Origin of the sequence: Roseimicrobium sp. ORNL1 (assembly GCF_011044495.1) — a bacterium.
Classification (GTDB): domain Bacteria; phylum Verrucomicrobiota; class Verrucomicrobiia; order Verrucomicrobiales; family Verrucomicrobiaceae; genus Roseimicrobium.
Map to the genome: position 1 here is coordinate 7464086 of NZ_CP049143.1, position 15639 is coordinate 7479724.

At 59.9% G+C, this 15639-nt stretch carries 18 protein-coding genes; 9 read left to right on the forward strand and 9 right to left on the reverse strand.

Annotation, left to right across the window (positions count from 1 at the left end; all coding sequences use genetic code 11):
• Positions 1–21: 21 nt before the first annotated feature.
• On the reverse strand, positions 22–954 hold the full coding sequence (locus G5S37_RS30195) for an ABC transporter ATP-binding protein (protein ID WP_165210142.1): 933 nt from the start codon (positions 952–954) through the stop codon (positions 22–24).
• A 38-nt stretch (positions 955–992) separates the two neighbouring features.
• On the reverse strand, positions 993–1415 hold the full coding sequence (locus G5S37_RS30200) for a GntR family transcriptional regulator (protein ID WP_165210145.1): 423 nt from the start codon (positions 1413–1415) through the stop codon (positions 993–995).
• Between the two features lie 186 nt (positions 1416–1601).
• Between G5S37_RS30200 and rfbA the strand changes: the two genes are divergently transcribed.
• A complete protein-coding gene (gene rfbA / locus G5S37_RS30205; RefSeq protein WP_165210148.1) occupies positions 1602–2510 on the forward strand; it encodes a glucose-1-phosphate thymidylyltransferase RfbA in 909 nt (302 codons plus the stop codon).
• A 115-nt stretch (positions 2511–2625) separates the two neighbouring features.
• On the opposite strand, the gene G5S37_RS30210 is transcribed toward rfbA, so the two are convergent.
• Positions 2626–3435 (reverse strand): hypothetical protein, encoded by an 810-nt coding sequence (locus G5S37_RS30210; protein ID WP_165210151.1) that lies wholly within the window; start codon positions 3433–3435, stop codon positions 2626–2628.
• A 261-nt stretch (positions 3436–3696) separates the two neighbouring features.
• Here G5S37_RS30210 and G5S37_RS30215 point away from each other — a divergent pair, with 261 nt between their 5' ends.
• The 6 genes from G5S37_RS30215 (at position 3697) to G5S37_RS30240 (ending at position 8683) form a co-directional block, all read left to right on the forward strand.
• On the forward strand, positions 3697–4824 hold the full coding sequence (locus G5S37_RS30215) for a TIGR00730 family Rossman fold protein (RefSeq protein WP_165210154.1): 1128 nt from the start codon (positions 3697–3699) through the stop codon (positions 4822–4824).
• Positions 4825–4872: 48 nt separating this feature from the next.
• Positions 4873–6705 (forward strand): SLC13 family permease, encoded by a 1833-nt coding sequence (locus G5S37_RS30220; protein WP_165210157.1) that lies wholly within the window; start codon positions 4873–4875, stop codon positions 6703–6705.
• A 175-nt stretch (positions 6706–6880) separates the two neighbouring features.
• Positions 6881–7456 (forward strand): DUF1802 family protein, encoded by a 576-nt coding sequence (locus tag G5S37_RS30225; protein ID WP_165210160.1) that lies wholly within the window; start codon positions 6881–6883, stop codon positions 7454–7456.
• 19 nt (positions 7457–7475) lie between these two features.
• Positions 7476–7982, forward strand: a complete 507-nt coding sequence (locus tag G5S37_RS30230; protein WP_165210163.1) for a hypothetical protein — start codon at positions 7476–7478, stop codon at positions 7980–7982.
• A 9-nt stretch (positions 7983–7991) separates the two neighbouring features.
• Positions 7992–8381: a VOC family protein gene (locus G5S37_RS30235; protein WP_165210166.1), complete on the forward strand. Its 390-nt coding sequence runs from the start codon at positions 7992–7994 to the stop codon at positions 8379–8381.
• A 56-nt stretch (positions 8382–8437) separates the two neighbouring features.
• Positions 8438–8683, forward strand: a complete 246-nt coding sequence (locus G5S37_RS30240) for a hypothetical protein (RefSeq protein WP_165210169.1) — start codon at positions 8438–8440, stop codon at positions 8681–8683.
• A gap of 31 nt (positions 8684–8714) precedes the next feature.
• On the opposite strand, the gene G5S37_RS30245 is transcribed toward G5S37_RS30240, so the two are convergent.
• Positions 8715–9905: a right-handed parallel beta-helix repeat-containing protein gene (locus G5S37_RS30245; RefSeq protein WP_165210172.1), complete on the reverse strand. Its 1191-nt coding sequence runs from the start codon at positions 9903–9905 to the stop codon at positions 8715–8717.
• Between the two features lie 134 nt (positions 9906–10039).
• Between G5S37_RS30245 and G5S37_RS30250 the strand changes: the two genes are divergently transcribed.
• Complete coding sequence (locus tag G5S37_RS30250; RefSeq protein WP_240914751.1) at positions 10040–11569, forward strand: DASS family sodium-coupled anion symporter; 1530 nt, start codon at positions 10040–10042, stop codon at positions 11567–11569.
• A gap of 242 nt (positions 11570–11811) precedes the next feature.
• Here the strand turns inward: G5S37_RS30250 and G5S37_RS30255 are convergent, their stop codons facing one another.
• From G5S37_RS30255 to G5S37_RS30275, 5 genes are all read right to left on the reverse strand, one after another.
• Positions 11812–11958 (reverse strand): hypothetical protein, encoded by a 147-nt coding sequence (locus G5S37_RS30255; protein WP_206026220.1) that lies wholly within the window; start codon positions 11956–11958, stop codon positions 11812–11814.
• Positions 11959–12150: 192 nt separating this feature from the next.
• Complete coding sequence (locus G5S37_RS30260) at positions 12151–12828, reverse strand: hypothetical protein (protein WP_165210181.1); 678 nt, start codon at positions 12826–12828, stop codon at positions 12151–12153.
• Complete coding sequence (locus tag G5S37_RS30265) at positions 12825–13193, reverse strand: hypothetical protein (RefSeq protein ID WP_165210184.1); 369 nt, start codon at positions 13191–13193, stop codon at positions 12825–12827. The genes G5S37_RS30260 and G5S37_RS30265 overlap by 4 nt, the downstream gene beginning before the upstream one ends.
• Before the next feature lie 179 nt (positions 13194–13372).
• The gene (locus G5S37_RS30270; protein ID WP_165210187.1) at positions 13373–13738 is read right to left on the reverse strand and encodes a hypothetical protein; all 366 of its coding nucleotides are present in this window, start codon (positions 13736–13738) and stop codon (positions 13373–13375) included.
• 3 nt (positions 13739–13741) lie between these two features.
• On the reverse strand, positions 13742–13942 hold the full coding sequence (locus G5S37_RS30275; RefSeq protein ID WP_165210190.1) for a DUF4177 domain-containing protein: 201 nt from the start codon (positions 13940–13942) through the stop codon (positions 13742–13744).
• Between the two features lie 124 nt (positions 13943–14066).
• Between G5S37_RS30275 and rseP the strand changes: the two genes are divergently transcribed.
• On the forward strand, positions 14067–15575 hold the full coding sequence (gene rseP, locus G5S37_RS30280) for an RIP metalloprotease RseP (RefSeq protein ID WP_165210193.1): 1509 nt from the start codon (positions 14067–14069) through the stop codon (positions 15573–15575).
• The last annotated feature ends 64 nt before the right edge of the window (positions 15576–15639 follow it).

Here is a 15639-nt window from a genome sequence, read left to right on the forward strand (position 1 = left end):
GTGATAGGGTATACCCATTTCTCATGCCACCACCGCGGCGGTGGCCATGCCCTCCAGCCGGTAGGCGCGGGCCAGTGCCACGAAGATCTCGCGCAGGCTCATGGCATGCGCCGTGTGTGTCACCAGTTCCGGGAAGTGCTGGTGGATCTGCTTCTCCAGCGCAGCGCTATCTGCATAGCGTGTCTCCACGAACCGCACGGTGCGGCCCGCCTGCTCCACCTGCAGCCAGGTCGAGGGCATTTGGGGTGGGGTCTTCGCACCGTCCGGCAGCACCACTTCCACGGCACGAAATCTCGCCTGCAGTGCCTCCGCATCCTCATCCAACGCGAGGCGGCCACGATTGATGATGGCGATGCGATCCGCGAGGCGTTGCACCTCCTCAATGTCATGGGAGGAGACAAACACGGTCCAGCCTTCTTCCTCCGTGAGCTCCAGCAGGCCGCGGATGAACTCGTCCCGCACCAGCGGATCCAATCCAGAGAAGGGCTCGTCCAGCACCACGAGCTTCGGCCGATAAGCGAGACTGCTCAGCAGTGCCGCCTTCATGCGCATGCCGCGCGAGAGGGCGCGCAGCTTGGTCTTTAGCGGCAGCTCGAACTGCTGCATGAGCCGCTTCTCAAATGCGGCGTCCCACTGCGGATACAGCGGCCGGCAGTAGTCCAGAAACTGCGCCACCGTCATCCAAAGCGGCAGCTCCATGCTCTCTGCCACATAACCGATGTTCACAAACTGCGCGGGGCCGAGCTTCCGTGAATCGCAACCCAGCACGGTGGCTGTGCCGCCATCTGGCCGGTACAGGTTCAGCATAGAGCGAATGGTGGTGCTCTTCCCGGCGCCGTTCGGTCCGAGGAAGGCCGTCACGGCACCCTCCGGTACGGAGAGGGTGAGTCCATCCACCGCCATGGTGCGGCGGAACTTTTTGCGCAGATCGTGAAGTTCGATGAGAGCGCTCATGAGCGTTGGGTGTTGCGGTGCAGTTCTCAGTTCTGGGTTTACACGGGCGCGCGATCACCAGCCTCGGGAGTAGCATCCAGCAGGTCCCTTGCAGGTGAGCGGGTGTGTTGCAGGGCTTCGAGCACCTGGTCAAAAGTGAGGCCGAGGTCTGCCGCCTCCTGCAGCAACCGATCACACGAGGGCTGGATCTGGGCCAGGCGCTCTTTCACGGTCGGAAGTGAGGGCGCAGTGACCACCATGCCGCGGCCGGGCTGCGCGGCGAGATAGCCGTCGGACTTGAGCTGCAGCACGACCTTGTGCGCAGTGGTGGGACTGATTTGCAGTTCCTGGCCGAGCACACGCACCGAGGGAAAGGTGTCTCCCGCCTTGAGTTGCCCCGTCAGCATGGCCTTGCGCACAGCCTGCAGAATCTGGTCTGAGACTGGGACGTTATCCTGAAATTGGACGGAGAACGGCAGCATGGCAGGATCTGTATCAACTGTACCAGTATAACTGTTACAGCCGCAAGATCGTTTTTGAGAAAATTGGATTCCGCCTCCTTCCCCTGACCCCGGCCCGCTCCTGGCCCCCTTTCCCGCGGGACACCTTTTCTCTTGTCCCTCTGCCCATTGCAGTCACACTCCGGCCTAATTTCACATCCATTTCCCATGTCCGCACGCAAAGGCATCGTTCTCGCTGGAGGTTCCGGCACCCGGCTCTACCCGCTGACCATCGCTGTGAGCAAGCAGCTCATGCCGGTCTATGACAAGCCGATGATCTACTACCCGCTCTCCGCGCTGATGCTGGCGGACATCCGGGAGATCCTCATCATCTCCACCCCGCACGATCTCCCTGGCTTCCGCAAGCTGCTGGGCGATGGCTCGCAGTGGGGCGTGAAATTTGAATACGCGGAGCAGCCGAAGCCCGAGGGGCTCGCGCAGGCCTTCCACATTGGGGAGGAATTCCTCGCCGGCAGCGCGGCCGCCCTCGTGCTGGGGGACAACCTTTTCTACGGCACGCAGTTCCGCAAAGCCGTGGAACGCGCCGGGGCCAAGGGCAAAGGCGCCACCATCTTCGGCTACTACACGGCGACCCCGGAGATCTACGGCGTGGTCGAGTTCGACAAATCTGGCAAGGCCATCTCGCTGGAGGAAAAGCCCAAGCAGCCGAAGTCGAACTACGCCGTGCCGGGCATCTACTTCTACGACGAGAACGTGTGCAAGCTGGCCCGCAGCATCAAGCCCAGCCCGCGTGGTGAACTGGAAATCACCGACCTGAACCGCCTCTATCTCGAAGCCGACCAACTCCACGTGGAAGTGCTGGGACGCGGCGTGGCCTGGCTCGACACGGGCTCACCGGATTCCCTGCTGGAAGCGGCGGAGTTTGTGAAGGTCATCGAGCACCGTCAGGGACTCAAGATCGCCTGCCTCGAAGAAATCGCGTACAACAAGCAGTGGATCTCCAAGGCGGAGTTGCTGGCCACCGCCGAGCGGCTCGGCAAGACGGAGTACGCCGTCTACCTGCGCAAGATGGCTCAGTACGAGCACACCACCGCGGCGCACGGACCGATAGCGTAGTTCACAACACACAATACCAGCGGGCAACAGGCCGTGAGTGTTTGATAGAATACACTCACGCCTACCGTCCCGCCGGTCTTCATCCGGGCTGCGTTGCGCTGCCGCCGCAAGGGCCTCACTTGGGCATTCTGCGTTTGATCCCCGTGCCCTCACGAAATTCGTCCAGCTCTTCGCCGAGTTTCAGGGCCTTTTTTTCCACCTTGAGTTGCTCCTTCAGTTGCTTGCGCACGGAAGTGAGCCCAACGCCCTCTTCCACCGCACGCTCGGCCTTCTCCCGGTCTTCCGGTTTGAGCCGGTTGGAAGGCATGCTCTCCTCAAGGCGAAGCCCCACGACATGACCGGCACGCTGATCCAGCCTCTGCCGGTTCTCCGCCAGCTGAGCTTTGATCACATCCACCTTCTCCCTGCGATGCTCCGGTGTGAGGCAGGCTTTCAAGTCGTCGAGCGCCAAATCCGTAGCCGCAATCTTGCGATTGACGCTCTCGATCTCGCCATCGATGCCCTTGGCGCCGTGCTTGAAGAAGGCCTTGATCTTGTCCTTCCAGCTCGGGTGCTCAAGTTTCTCAAGCTTCTTCTCCAGCAGTGCCTTGCTTCTCTCAAGCTTCGTCACCGAGACCTGCGTCACGGCGTCGTATTCGTTCTCGTATTTCCTGGTCCACTCGTCCTTCTCGTCCTCCTGCACCCCTGGCAATTCCTTCTCCATGCGGTCCGTGATGTCGTCGAGCGCCTTGTCCTTCTCCGCTTCGATGACATGCAGTGAGAAGTCCTCCGAGAGCAGCTTTTCAAGTTCGTCGATATCCGTCATCACTTGGTTGGACTCGAGAATATTCTCCAGATCCTCAACATCCTTTTTCCAATCGGGGACATCCTGCTTGCGGCCCGTGGTCTTGGTGTTGTCGTCTTCGTTTTCGTTTCCGTTGGGCATGGCAGTGGGTTGGTCTGGGTTTGGCTAAGCTTGTGGTCTGTATTGAAGGATTCGACCTCCCAAGGAAAAAGTTACGATGGCATTCCGCGGGGTCAGGCGCGGCAGCAACAGGGCGCTCCAGTCGTCCGGTGAAATCATGCGCGATACAGGGAGCCGCACGTACCACGGGAGCCGTAACTCTCTTTGCAGAGCCTTCACCGCGAAGCCGTTTGCTTCACGGGCAATTGAGGACTAGCCCTTTGCTGCCGCTCGCTTCCCGCCATGCCAGATTCCAAACTCCCCGACCCACAGCCCCAGGAAAAGGACTTCACCGCTGGGGGTATTTTCGATCTCTCGGAGCGGCCCCGCAACACCACGGGTGACACAGCTCTGGATGACCGGCTCAAGGAACTCGCCGGTCACTGGGTGAAGGAACCGCGCAAGCGCGACCTCATCGCCGGCATGCTCATGACGAGCCTGAAGATCGGCCGCGACGACGCGGGCATGGGCGATCTGAAGATGCTGCATCGCGCGCTACGCGAGATGCGGTATGCAAACAAGATTTTTCAGAACTACCGCCACTGCCGCAAGGTCAGCATCTTCGGCTCGGCCCGCACGCAGCCGGACAATCCCGCGTACCAGGCGGCTGAGCTCTTCGGCAAACGCATGGTGCAGGAGGGCTACATGGTCATCACCGGAGCAGGCGATGGCATCATGGGCGGAGCGCAGCGCGGCGCGGGACGTGAGAAGAGCTTTGGTCTCAACATCAGACTCCCCTTCGAGCAGAGCGCGAATGACACCATCCTCGGCGACGAGAAGCTCATGAGCTTCAACTATTTCTTCACGCGGAAGCTCTCCTTCGTGAAGGAGGCGGATGCGTTTGCGCTCTTCCCCGGTGGTTTCGGAACCATGGATGAATTGTTCGAGGGGCTCACGTTGATCCAGACGGGCAAGGCCAACATCCTGCCCATCGTGCTGGTAGATGTGCCCGGCATGGAATACTGGAAGACGTTCCTGGCATTTGTCGAAAGCCATCTCCTGACTCACGGACTCATCTCGCCGCTGGACCTCACGCTCTTCCGCCGCGTGGAAGATGTGGAGGAAGGGGTGCAGGAGATTCTGCAGTTCTACCGCATCTTCCACTCTTACCGCCATGTGCGGGATAGGGTGGTATTCCGCCTGAAGCGCAAGCTCTCTGCCGCCGCGGTGAAACAGCTCAACGAAGACTTCAAGGATCTGATCATCGAGGGCAGCATCGAGCAGGGTGTGGCACTGCCGGAAGAGGCGAATGAAGAAGGCATCTTCCACCTCCCGCGTCTCATCGCGCATTTCCGGCGCGGGGACTTTGGACGCTGGCGGCAATTCATCGATGCCATCAATTCTTCTGCGGTGATATTGGCAAAGTTGTAGCTGGCGGTATCATCAGGCGGCTGAGAGCTGAACCTGACGTCACGCCTGATGAACGGAGAACTGATCTGGGTGCTGGTGCTGCTGGCCGGTTGTGTCGCGATGTTCGTGGCCAACCGGCCGCGTGCGGATGTGGTGGCGCTGCTGGTGCTGATCCTCCTGCCGCTCAGCGGCGTGATCACCGTGCCCGAGGCGCTGGCGGGTTTCAGTGATCCGAATGTGCTGCTCATCGCCGCTCTGTTCGTCATCGGCGCTGGCCTGGTACGCACCGGAGTGAGCCACCACGTGGGAGACTGGCTCATCCGGAAAGCGGGCAAGAGCGAGAAACGTCTGCTGGTGCTGCTCATGCTGTCCGTGTCTGCGCTGGGCGCCTTCATGAGCTCCACCGGCGTGGTGGCCGTGTTCATTCCCGTGGTCCTCAGCATCACGCGTCACCTGCGCATTTCTCCCAGCCGGCTGATGATGCCGCTGAGTTTCGCCGGCCTCATCAGCGGCATGCTGACCCTGGTGGCCACCGCGCCAAACATGGTAGTGGATTCCACGCTCAAGCATGCCGGGCGGCCGGGATTCTCCTTCTTCAGCTTCACTCCCATCGGCCTCGTCGTGCTGGCCATGGGGATAGGATACATGCTGGTCGCGCGGCGATGGCTCGGCGGAAAAACGGAAGCCACGCAGAAGACCGGACGGCGCGGCCTCACCCACCTCATCCAGGAGTATCATCTGGAAACGCATGGCCGGCGGCTGCGCATCCTTCCCGGCTCACCGCTGGACGGACACCAGCTCAAGGCAGTATCCATGCGAGCAGACTACGGCTGCAATGTGGTGGCCGTGGATCGCAAGACGGGGTTCCGGCGTCAGCTCTTCAATCCCGGCGCCAACATGGTGCTACAGGCCGGAGATATCCTGCTGGTTGATGTCTCGGCGGCCGAAGCGCTGGAGAAGATGGAAGCGGACTTGAAGCTGCAAAGCCAGCCGCTGAGCGGGCACTACTTCATGCAGCACTCGCGTGAAGTGGGCATGGCAGAAGTGCTGGTGCCACCGGAATCCGCGCTGATAGGAAAGTCGATCATCCAGGCTACCTTCCGCCGGAAGTATGGACTCACGGTGGTGGGCCTGCGCCGCTCCGGAAAAGCCCTGCAAGGCTCCGTGCTAGATGAGAAACTCAAGCTCGGAGATGTAATCCTCGTGGTGGGTCCGTGGACCTCCATCCGCAAGCTCCAGTCGCAGGTGCAGGACTTCATCGTGCTGAGCCTGCCTGCCGATGTGGAAGAAGTGGCGCCCGCAGCAAGCCAGGCGTTCTACGCGGTACTCTGTCTAGCCATCATGGTCACGCTGATGGTGACCGGTCTGGTGCCGAATGTCCTCGCGGCATTCATCGCCTGCCTGCTGATGGGCGCCTTCGGGTGTGTGACCATGGACACAGCGTACAAGTCCATCCACTGGCAGAGTCTCGTGCTCATCGTGGGCATGATGCCCTTTGCCCGCGCGCTGGAGATCACCGGCGGGGTGGATCTCGCGGTGCAGGGCCTTTCACAGCTCACCGGCGGCGCGGGACCGCGCGTGTTGATCGGGAGTCTGTTCGTCCTGACTGCCGGCATCGGACTCTTCATCTCCAATACCGCCACCGCCGTGCTCATGGCGCCAATTGCGCTGAGCATGGCCAGCCACCTGGGTCTGTCCCCCTACCCCTTTGCCATGACGGTGGCCATCGCTGCCTCGTGTTCCTTCATGACGCCGGTCTCCTCGCCGGTGAATACCCTGGTGCTCGGACCGGGCCAGTACCGCTTTGGCGACTTCGTGAAGGTGGGCGTACCCTTCACCCTTCTCGTGCTGCTGGTCACCGTGCTGCTGGTGCCGTTGTTGTTCCCGTTGAAGGGAAGTTGATGGTCGTTGTAGCAGTTGATGGTCTATGGTTGATAGTCGATAGTCTGACTGCGTAACGCGCATTCCCGCGTGCAACGCGTTCTCAATTGCCCATCAGCTTCAGGCTATCGACTATCAACCATAGACTATCGACTACCTCAGGCTATCAACTCTCAACTATCAACTATCAACCTTCGTGCCCCCCATCGGTTTCAAAGAATGGTCTTTTGTGTGTGAAGCCCTCGGCCAGGGGGTGCAAACGCTGATCCTGCGCAAGGGCGGCATTCATGAGGGCAAGAGTGGATTCCACTTTCAACACGATGCGTTCTGGTTGTTTCCCACCGGCTTTCATACGCAGGCCGAGTCCTTGAAATGGATGCCGGAAAATGCCGGAGAAGTGACCGTGCCGCAGGATGAGCAGCGCGAGCGTGTGGATGTGCATTACTTTGCCAAACTGCACCAGGTCTGGCGCATCACCGATTGGGACAAGGTTGCTGCACTCGAGCCTCTCCACGTGTGGAAGGATGAAGTCGTGCGTGAGCGCTTCGCCTGGAATGAAGAGAGCTGCCTGCATGTGGCCCTCGTGCGCATGTACGCGCTGCCGGAGATCTGGAGCTTCCCCTACGAGCGCGGCTACGGCGGCTGCCGGAGCTGGGTGAAGCTGCCTGCGGAGGGCGAAGCGAAAGAGCAAGTAGCGCTGCAATACCCCGTGATGAATGATGACACGTGGGAAGATGCGGCGCATACGGTGCGGGGAATGCTGGGAAGCTGAGCCCCCTTGCTGTCTTCCCATGGCCCAGTTCATCCATCTCACCGACGAGCGGATCATCCGCAAAATCGAAAAGTCGGGCATCAAGACCGGTCAGACTTGGGGAGGAAGAATCCGGTATGTCTTTGCGACACCCGTGCTGCAAGACTTCATGATCTCACACCAATGGCTGCGGGAACTCAAGAGACGCGGCTCGCGCACGATCTCCGCGGTACAGTTCCGCATTCCGGATGAGGAACCGGTCATGGTCGGACACTACGGCAAGGAGCATGTGGAGACCACCGCCGCGGGCGCCTTTCACATTTTCAATGAGCATGCTTCGGGGATGGGATTGCAAGTATTGATACCGCGCAAAATCTCAGCTTCAGAGATCATGCGCATCTATCAGCCACCCCAGTTGACGGGCTGGCGTTACTATCCTGAAGCCAAAGGTAAGAAGCCGTGTGGATGCCCTGCATGCCAGCGCGGCGATATCAACTCCCGGAAAATCCGCGAGGCCTATGAGCGGGATCTGCGTGGTCTGGGATGAAGCTTGAGCATGTCCCCTTCCTTCCACATTCACGGCCTCGATCATGTACAACTGGCCATGCCTGCCGGTGAAGAGGATGCCGCACGTAGCTTCTACGCTGGCATTCTCGGCCTCGTCGAAGTGCCCAAGCCACCAAATCTCGCCAAGCGCGGTGGCGTGTGGTTTGAAGGTGGCTCGTTGCGGCTGCATCTGGGTGTGGAGAAGGAGTTCCTTCCCGCACGAAAAGCGCATCCAGCACTGTTGGTGAAGGATCTGCCTGCGCTGAAGGAACATCTCACGGCGGCCGGAATCGGCGTGGTGATTGATGAACCGCTCGAAGGTTACGACCGGATTTATGTTGCGGACCCGTTTGGCAATCGTATCGAGTTACTCGAACCGATGCCCGAAATTGCTGACTGATTTGCCGGGCAATGGCGGTTCAGCCCCCTGCATTCATTCGTTCAGTTCCCGCTGCCATGAAAAATCCGATTGTCGCATTGCTCCTGAGCTTCTTCATCCCCGGCGCCGGCCTGGCCTATCTCGGAAACTGGAAGGATGCGATCATCAACTTCGTGATCGTGTTCGTCATCGGAGTCGCCGCGTTCTTCCTTCTTCCTGCAGAGACGTGGGCGCGATTCGGTCAGTACATCATGTTCGCATGTGCGGGTGGATCAGGAGGAATTGCCTACGGTAGGGCGAAGGCGATGCAGGCAAAACGGTAACGTCGTGGGGCAAGAGACGTGGCCCCACTTCCTACTCCACCACCGCCCTCTCCTTCTCCCCGCTGATCTGATTCCCCTCCAGCTTCTGCGTGGTGCCGTTCAGCGAGATGCCGTTCTTGCCGGGATTCACGATCTCATTTTTAGTCACCTCATTGTCCTTGGTGCCTTTGCCGAACTGAAGGGCGTTTCCTTCCATGCCGGTGAAGAGGTTGTTCACGATCTTGTTCCGCTCGTTGATGCCGTTCTCCTGCTTGCACCAGCGCCAGAGATTCACGCCGATGCCGCAGTCGCGCACTTCGTTCGCTTCCACCACACAGGCGATGGCGTCATTCATCTCCACGCCGATGCGTGCGCGCGCGATGTGGTTGTGCTTCGCCACACAGTTCTCGGAGAAGTGATCAAAGTTGATCGCCTCGTCGCTGATGTCCATGAAGGTGCAGCGGGTGATGCTGCTGTTCTCCACACTATAAAATGATACACCACGGCCGAAGCAGTTTTGGATGATGCAGTTGTCGAGGGTGATGCCCTTCACACGTGGTCCGGTGGGACCCTTTTCATAGGTGTAAGGTCCGGCCACATGCACGCCGGTCAGCTCCGCGTGGCCGTGAATCACCGGGTCCTTTTCCGTGCGTCCGCCATCGAGGGTGAGATTGCGGATCGTGACGTTCTCTGACGCGCCGCGGATCTCGAACAGATTCGCGGCGTCGGCATCCCGGATGGTGGTCTTCGCCGGTACGGCAAACTTCAGCGGTGCTTCCAGCAGCAGCTTGTCCTTCTCCACTGCCTTCACCTTGGCGAGATGGTAGTTCGTGGGTTTCTTCGTGAAGGAATCCACCGCGCCCGCCGCCTCGATGCGAAGCTGCATGCCGGGCTTCACGTTCTGCAACCGCACCACGGGAATCTCCGCACCACCCGCCGCCGTATCCTGCGCGCACTCCGCGTAGGCCACGGGAGGGAGCTTCAAGATGCACGCCTCGCGATCCAGTCCGGCAATGGTGATGTCTTTCGCATCCTTCAGGAAGATACCCTTCTCCAGCACCCAGGTACCCGGCGGAACGATCACCTCGCCTTTCCCTGAGGCGATGGCTTCATTCACGAACTTCTGGAAGTCCATCGCAGGCGCCTTGGCCTCCTGTGCCATCGCGTGAATGGCCAAGCCGGCCAGCGACAAAAATCCGGCGGCTAAGAGTGAGGGGGAAGCGAAAGGGAAACGGCTGGGCATGAGCTTGAGGTAACGAAGCGTGGGCACGGGAATTCAGGACAAATCGTCATCCATTGCCTGAACTTGCTGCCCGACCCCGCGCATTTGTCACTTTGCCCAATCGTGGTTTCCCCATAGCATCGCGGCCCATGAGCATGAATGACGACGCGCGGCCGGACCAGCTGGTGGATGAAGAGGGCAACCTCCTGGAAGGTGGCTATGGCTTGCGCCAGAAGATTGGCCTGTTCCTGGGACTGGCGCTGCTGCTGTGCACCATCTTCGCCCCGCCCATTTTTGGCCTTGCGGCACCCGCGTCCAAGGTCGCACTTCTGGCCGCCACCATGGCCGTGCTGTGGGTGACTGAGGCGGTGCCCATTCCCGCCACCGCGCTCATGCCGCTGGTGCTGCTACCGCTGCTTGGCGTGTCCCCAATCAAGGACGCTTCCGCTCCCTACGCGGATCCCATCATCTTCCTCTTCATGGGTGGCTTCATGCTCGCGCTGGCCATGGAGCGCTGGAACCTGCACCGCCGCATCGCACTAAGCATCATTGATACCGTAGGTACCAAACCCCGGGCGCTGGTGCTGGGCTTCCTGCTCTCCGGCACCTTCATCAGCATGTGGACCAGCAACTCGGCCACGGCCATGATGCTGCTGCCCATTGGCGTTTCCGTGTATGGACTGCTGAAGCAAAGTGGCGGTGCCATCGGCATCGGCACGAAAGAATTTGGCGCAGCCCTGGTGCTGTCCATTGCCTACGGTGCGAATATTGGAGGTCTCGGCACGCTCATCGGCACGCCGCCGAATGCGTTGCTCGCTGCCCACATGAACAAAACCCACGGCATCGAAGTGGGCTTTTTCCAATGGATGAAGCTGGGAGTGCCGCTCATCCTCGTCGCACTGCCTTTTGTATACTTCATCCTCACCCGCGTGAGCTTCAAGGTGCCCAATGTCGAAGTGCCCGGACTGCGCGAAGCCCTGCACGGCGAGCGCTCCAAGTTGGGCAAGATGAGCAAGGGCGAATGGGCGGTGCTTTTCGCCTTTGGCATGGCCATTGTGCTCTGGGTTTCGCGCGAACTCTGGAAAGCTGAACCTCCCAAGCCAGGAGAGGCGGCACTCCTGGGCTGGCTGGTCACGGACGACGTCATCGCCATGGGCGCGGCGCTTTTACTGTTTTTCATCCCGGTCGACTTCAAGAAGGGCGTCTTCGTGCTCGACTGGCAGTGCATCAAGAAGCTGCCGTGGGATGTGCTCGTGCTCTTCGGCGGCGGCCTGAGCCTGGCAGAAGCATTCAAAAAGACCGGATTGGTAAACTCCATGGCCACCTCTATGCAGGAGATGGCAGGCTGGCCTCCCTTTGTCATCGTCTTCCTCGTGGTGGCCGTCATGACCGCCGCCACTGCCCTGACCAGCAATACCGCCACCACCGCCGCCTTCCTGCCGGTGATCAGTGGTCTGGCAGTTGCGGTCAATCAACCCGCCATCCTGCTCTGCGTGCCGGTGGCCATCGCCGCCAGTGCGGACTTCGCCCTGCCCGTGGGCACCCCACCCAATGCCATCGCCTACGGTTCCGGCCTCGTGAGCCTGCCACGCATGGTGAAGGCGGGCATCTGGGTGGACCTGCTCTTCGTGATCCTCATCCCGATCATGATGTGGACCGTGGGACGCTGGGTGTTTGGGGTGTAGCGAACCAGTCTGGGAAGCTCCTACGCCGAAGGTGTTCCACAAAAGTGGCATCATGGTAAGAAACACTGCGCACTCCATGGGTCGCTTTTGTGGAACACCTTCGGCGTTCCTTGATTGCCCATGAACACCCAAGGTGGCGCTTGCCGCTTCGCGGCGGCGCTGACCTTGGGCTAGACGATGTGTAACGCCTTCGGCGTAAGAGCTTCGTCAGTTCTTGCCGCGGATGAATCAATCACACCCCCCTACCGGGGAATCTCCCCTTCCGGCAGGGTGTGCCACTCTTCCGGAAAGCGGGCCAGTTCCTTTTCGGCTGCTTCGAGGCGGTCGAGGTACTCCTCCTCATCATGTGCCCACGCCGCCGAGCCCCGTTTCGGGGAGGTCTGGTGCATCTGCAGCAAATGCCGGAGGAACTGCACCCGCCAGCGTGCATGAGCAAAGTCGTCCCAGTTGCGTTTGTTAAGCTGCAAGCGTGCAACCTGCACGCAGCAGCAGTTCGTCGCAATGAAGGGCCGGAAAGCTAGGGCCGATTACCTAGGCCCAGCTAAAGGGCAGATGGCAGGCATGGATGCCTCGAGTAGGGGCTATTCCGCCGCATCTCCTGCTGGCTCAATGGAATGATACAGCACCACGCCGTAAGCGTCGAAAATGATGTCACCGACCTTCTTCGTTCCGAACCAATGCACAATGGCATCGTGAGCGGCATTGGGCCGCTCCCAGAATGCATTGTCGAGCTTCTCGGGAAGACGTCGGCCATTCTCGAGATAGTAGGCGGCCACGTGAGCGGGAGATTGCTCCAGCTGAGCCAAGTACGGTCGGACATCGAGTCCCATGTGGGCGATACCGCACAGCCAGCTATCGATTGCGTAACCACTATCCTGTTCACACAGGAGAGACGAGATCTTCCTCTCCAGGACAGCCTGCAGCGCAACCAGCCTCCGAGGTGACCAAGTGAGAGGTACGGTGTTCGCGATAGCTCGTCCTGTCACTTCGATTTCCGGCCACCACCCATCGTTCGTCACGGAAATCTCCAGGATGCGTGGGAGGAAATAGAGGTAGTCGGCCACATCTCCCACGGTGAGAAAGGCTGAGAATGCGTAAGAGCTGAGCTGTTCCCCAGAAAGACGGCGCAGGGGAGTCGAAAGAAGCGTGCAAATTTGCTTGTTCTCGATGCAGCATGGGCAGCCGTCGATGTGCCGGGGTTTTGGCACATCCGCGAAGGCGGCATACAGGGCTTCGATGCTCTCTTGAAGTGGATTCATTCCCATGGCTCGGCATCTCCAGCATCGGGGCTGTCTTCTGGGACAGCCTGAAGCCACTCCCTCAGAAACTCCAGAACATCGGAGGAATCGACGTCCGCGCTCCCATAAAAGTGATGTCCCATCCCGCGCACCCATTCATAGCGGATCTCCGTGCCCCGTTCACAGAGAATGAGTTCGCCCACCAATTGCATGGAGAAGGGGTCTGCAGAAGCCTCCAGTTCGATGAATTCGCCATCGATCCGGCCCACCACGCGCGAAGTTTTGGGGCGAAGCCCCAGACCGGAGAAGAACGTCTTGCGTTCTACCTGTTCATCCAGAATCTCCCGGCACTCGTCCGGAGACAGGGGTGTGAAAAGCGACGGCATGGTATTAGCCATTTTCCACCACGCCCCGGCTAGCGCCGCACAGGTCTTCGAGGCTCTCCTTCAAGGAACTCACGTACGCAAGATATCCTAAAGTGTCAGACCCTCCAGGCCAAATCGCCCGTTTGCAATCGAGGAGAATTGAGTAACCCGCTGTTCATAAATCGGATCAAGCGACTCCGTCAAAAGTACTCCGACTCTGCCACCACCTGAAATTCATCCTCATAGAGAATCGTCCCGGGCTGGTCAGTGACAAGGGTTCTGACCGGCCGGCCGTATTCCTCGAGAAGGGCCACGAGTTCGCGGAAGGTCCGGATCATGTCCTGGGCACTGTCCTTGAACCATGAAATCGCCTCCGGGGACCAGTCGTTGGCCTCAAATGGAGGGCAAGGGAGAACTTCATTGATGTGCTCAAAAATCTCTTCCACGTGCTCCACCTCGTAGTCGGGAAGCCTGCCGGAGTCACGGAGCATGCGGAGTTCGGCAACCACGCCAGCCTGCGTGGTCGGGCAATCCCGGTTCGTGCCGACGACAAATCGAAGGTACATGCCCTACGCCACCACCGGTCGTTTGAACACTGCCACCACGTCCCGGGTCACGCCGCCGGACTGGTTGGTGTCGAAAGCGGAAACCAGTTCCCAACCGTCCCACCCAAGGCCGTTGAGCACGTTCTCAAACGCGGCGGTATCGAGTAAGCCGCCGAGAAAGCCGGTGGCGGCGAGCTTGATGGTCTTGTACTCCCAGCGTGTCATGGCCAGAATGTGAGGGAAAAGGCACAAATGACAAGGTGTCTTGTGTTGAGCAAAACCCCCCTCTGACTGGTCAAATCCCGCTCGTTTGCGCTGCATGGCGCGTAATGCTAGACTCTAACCCCCTATGGATCTCCTCCTCAACGCGCTCCGGGTCGCCGGACTGATTTTCCTGGTGCTGCTCGTCTTCAACCTCATGATCGTGGTTCACGAGTGGGGTCACTTCCTTGCGGCACGCTGGCGCGGGCTGAAGGTGGAGAAATTCTACGTGTGGTTCGGCAAGCCCATCTGGAAGAAAAAGATCAACGGCGTGGAGTACGGCCTGGGCAGCATTCCCATGGGCGGCTTCGTGGCCCTGCCGCAGATGGCGCCGATGGATGCCATCGAAGGCAAAACCGAGGAAGGCCGCGAAGTGCTGCCGCCCATCACGCCGCTGGACAAGATCATCGTGGCTTTCGCCGGCCCGCTTTTCAGCTTCCTGCTCGCGGTACTGTTTGCCGTGGTGGTCTGGAAGGTCGGTCTCACCGAGCACCAAATCGACACGGAGAAGCGCATTGGCTACGTGGCGAAGGGTTCCCCTGCCGAGCGCGATGGCCTGAAGGTCGGCGATGAAATCCTGACGATCGACGGCAACAAGATCCGCGGCTTCCGCGGTCTGGTGGAAAGCGTGACCTGGTACGTGGTTTCCAGCGAGAACGATGTCATTAATTTCAAGGTCAATCGCCCCGGTGTTGGGGAAATGACCATCCCCGTGAAGTCGGAGAAGCCGAAGCAAGAGGGCAAAACCTCGTGGTGGACGGGCATCTTCACCCGCCCCGCATTCCGCCAGGTGGGAATCGGTCCCGTGATGACTCTCAAAGTGGAAGAATTCGCGAGCGATGGCGAACACACCCCCGCCCAAGAAGGGGGCATGAAAAAGGGCGATATCTTGCGCACCATCAATGGTGAGAAGGTGCTTAGCAACGGGGTCCTCGGCGACATTCTGGAAAAGAATGTGGGCAAGCCCATGGCTGTTGAAGTGGAACGCGACGGGAAGATGGTGCTGCTCACCATCACACCGCGCCTGCCCGACCAGCGCCCGGCCGATTTCAACCTGGAACAGGAGTCCATTGCCACCCTCGGCGTTTCCGTCTGGGACATCCTGGGACCTGAGAAGAAAAGATTCCCCAGCCCTCTCAGCCAGATCAAGGACGCCGGCCGGACCATCTATGACACGCTGCGCAAGCTCTCCCCCACTTCCAAATCCGACATTGGCGCCAGCCACCTGAGCGGCTTCATCGGCATTGCCAATGTGTACTACAACCTGCTGCAGGATCCCAATGGCTGGGAACGCGTGCTGTGGTTCAGCGTGGTGCTCAATGTGAACCTCGCGCTGCTGAACATGCTCCCCTTCCCCGTGCTGGATGGCGGTCACATTGTGATGGCGCTCTATGAGTGGGTCCGCCGCAAGTCGATCAACCTCCGCATCCTGGAAGTGGTGCAGACCGCGTGCGTGATTCTGCTCTTCGGCTTCATGATCTTCATCAGCTTCAAGGATACCGGCGATGTGATCGGTGTGGGCCGCAAGGGCGACGACGTCCCTGCGGAACGCGTGCCGTCCAAGTTCCTTGCCCCGGAGAAGCGCGTTGCTCATTGATCGATCCATCGCTTCCGCCCCCTACCCCTCCGCTTCACTCACCCGAAGTCCGACTTCTCCACCC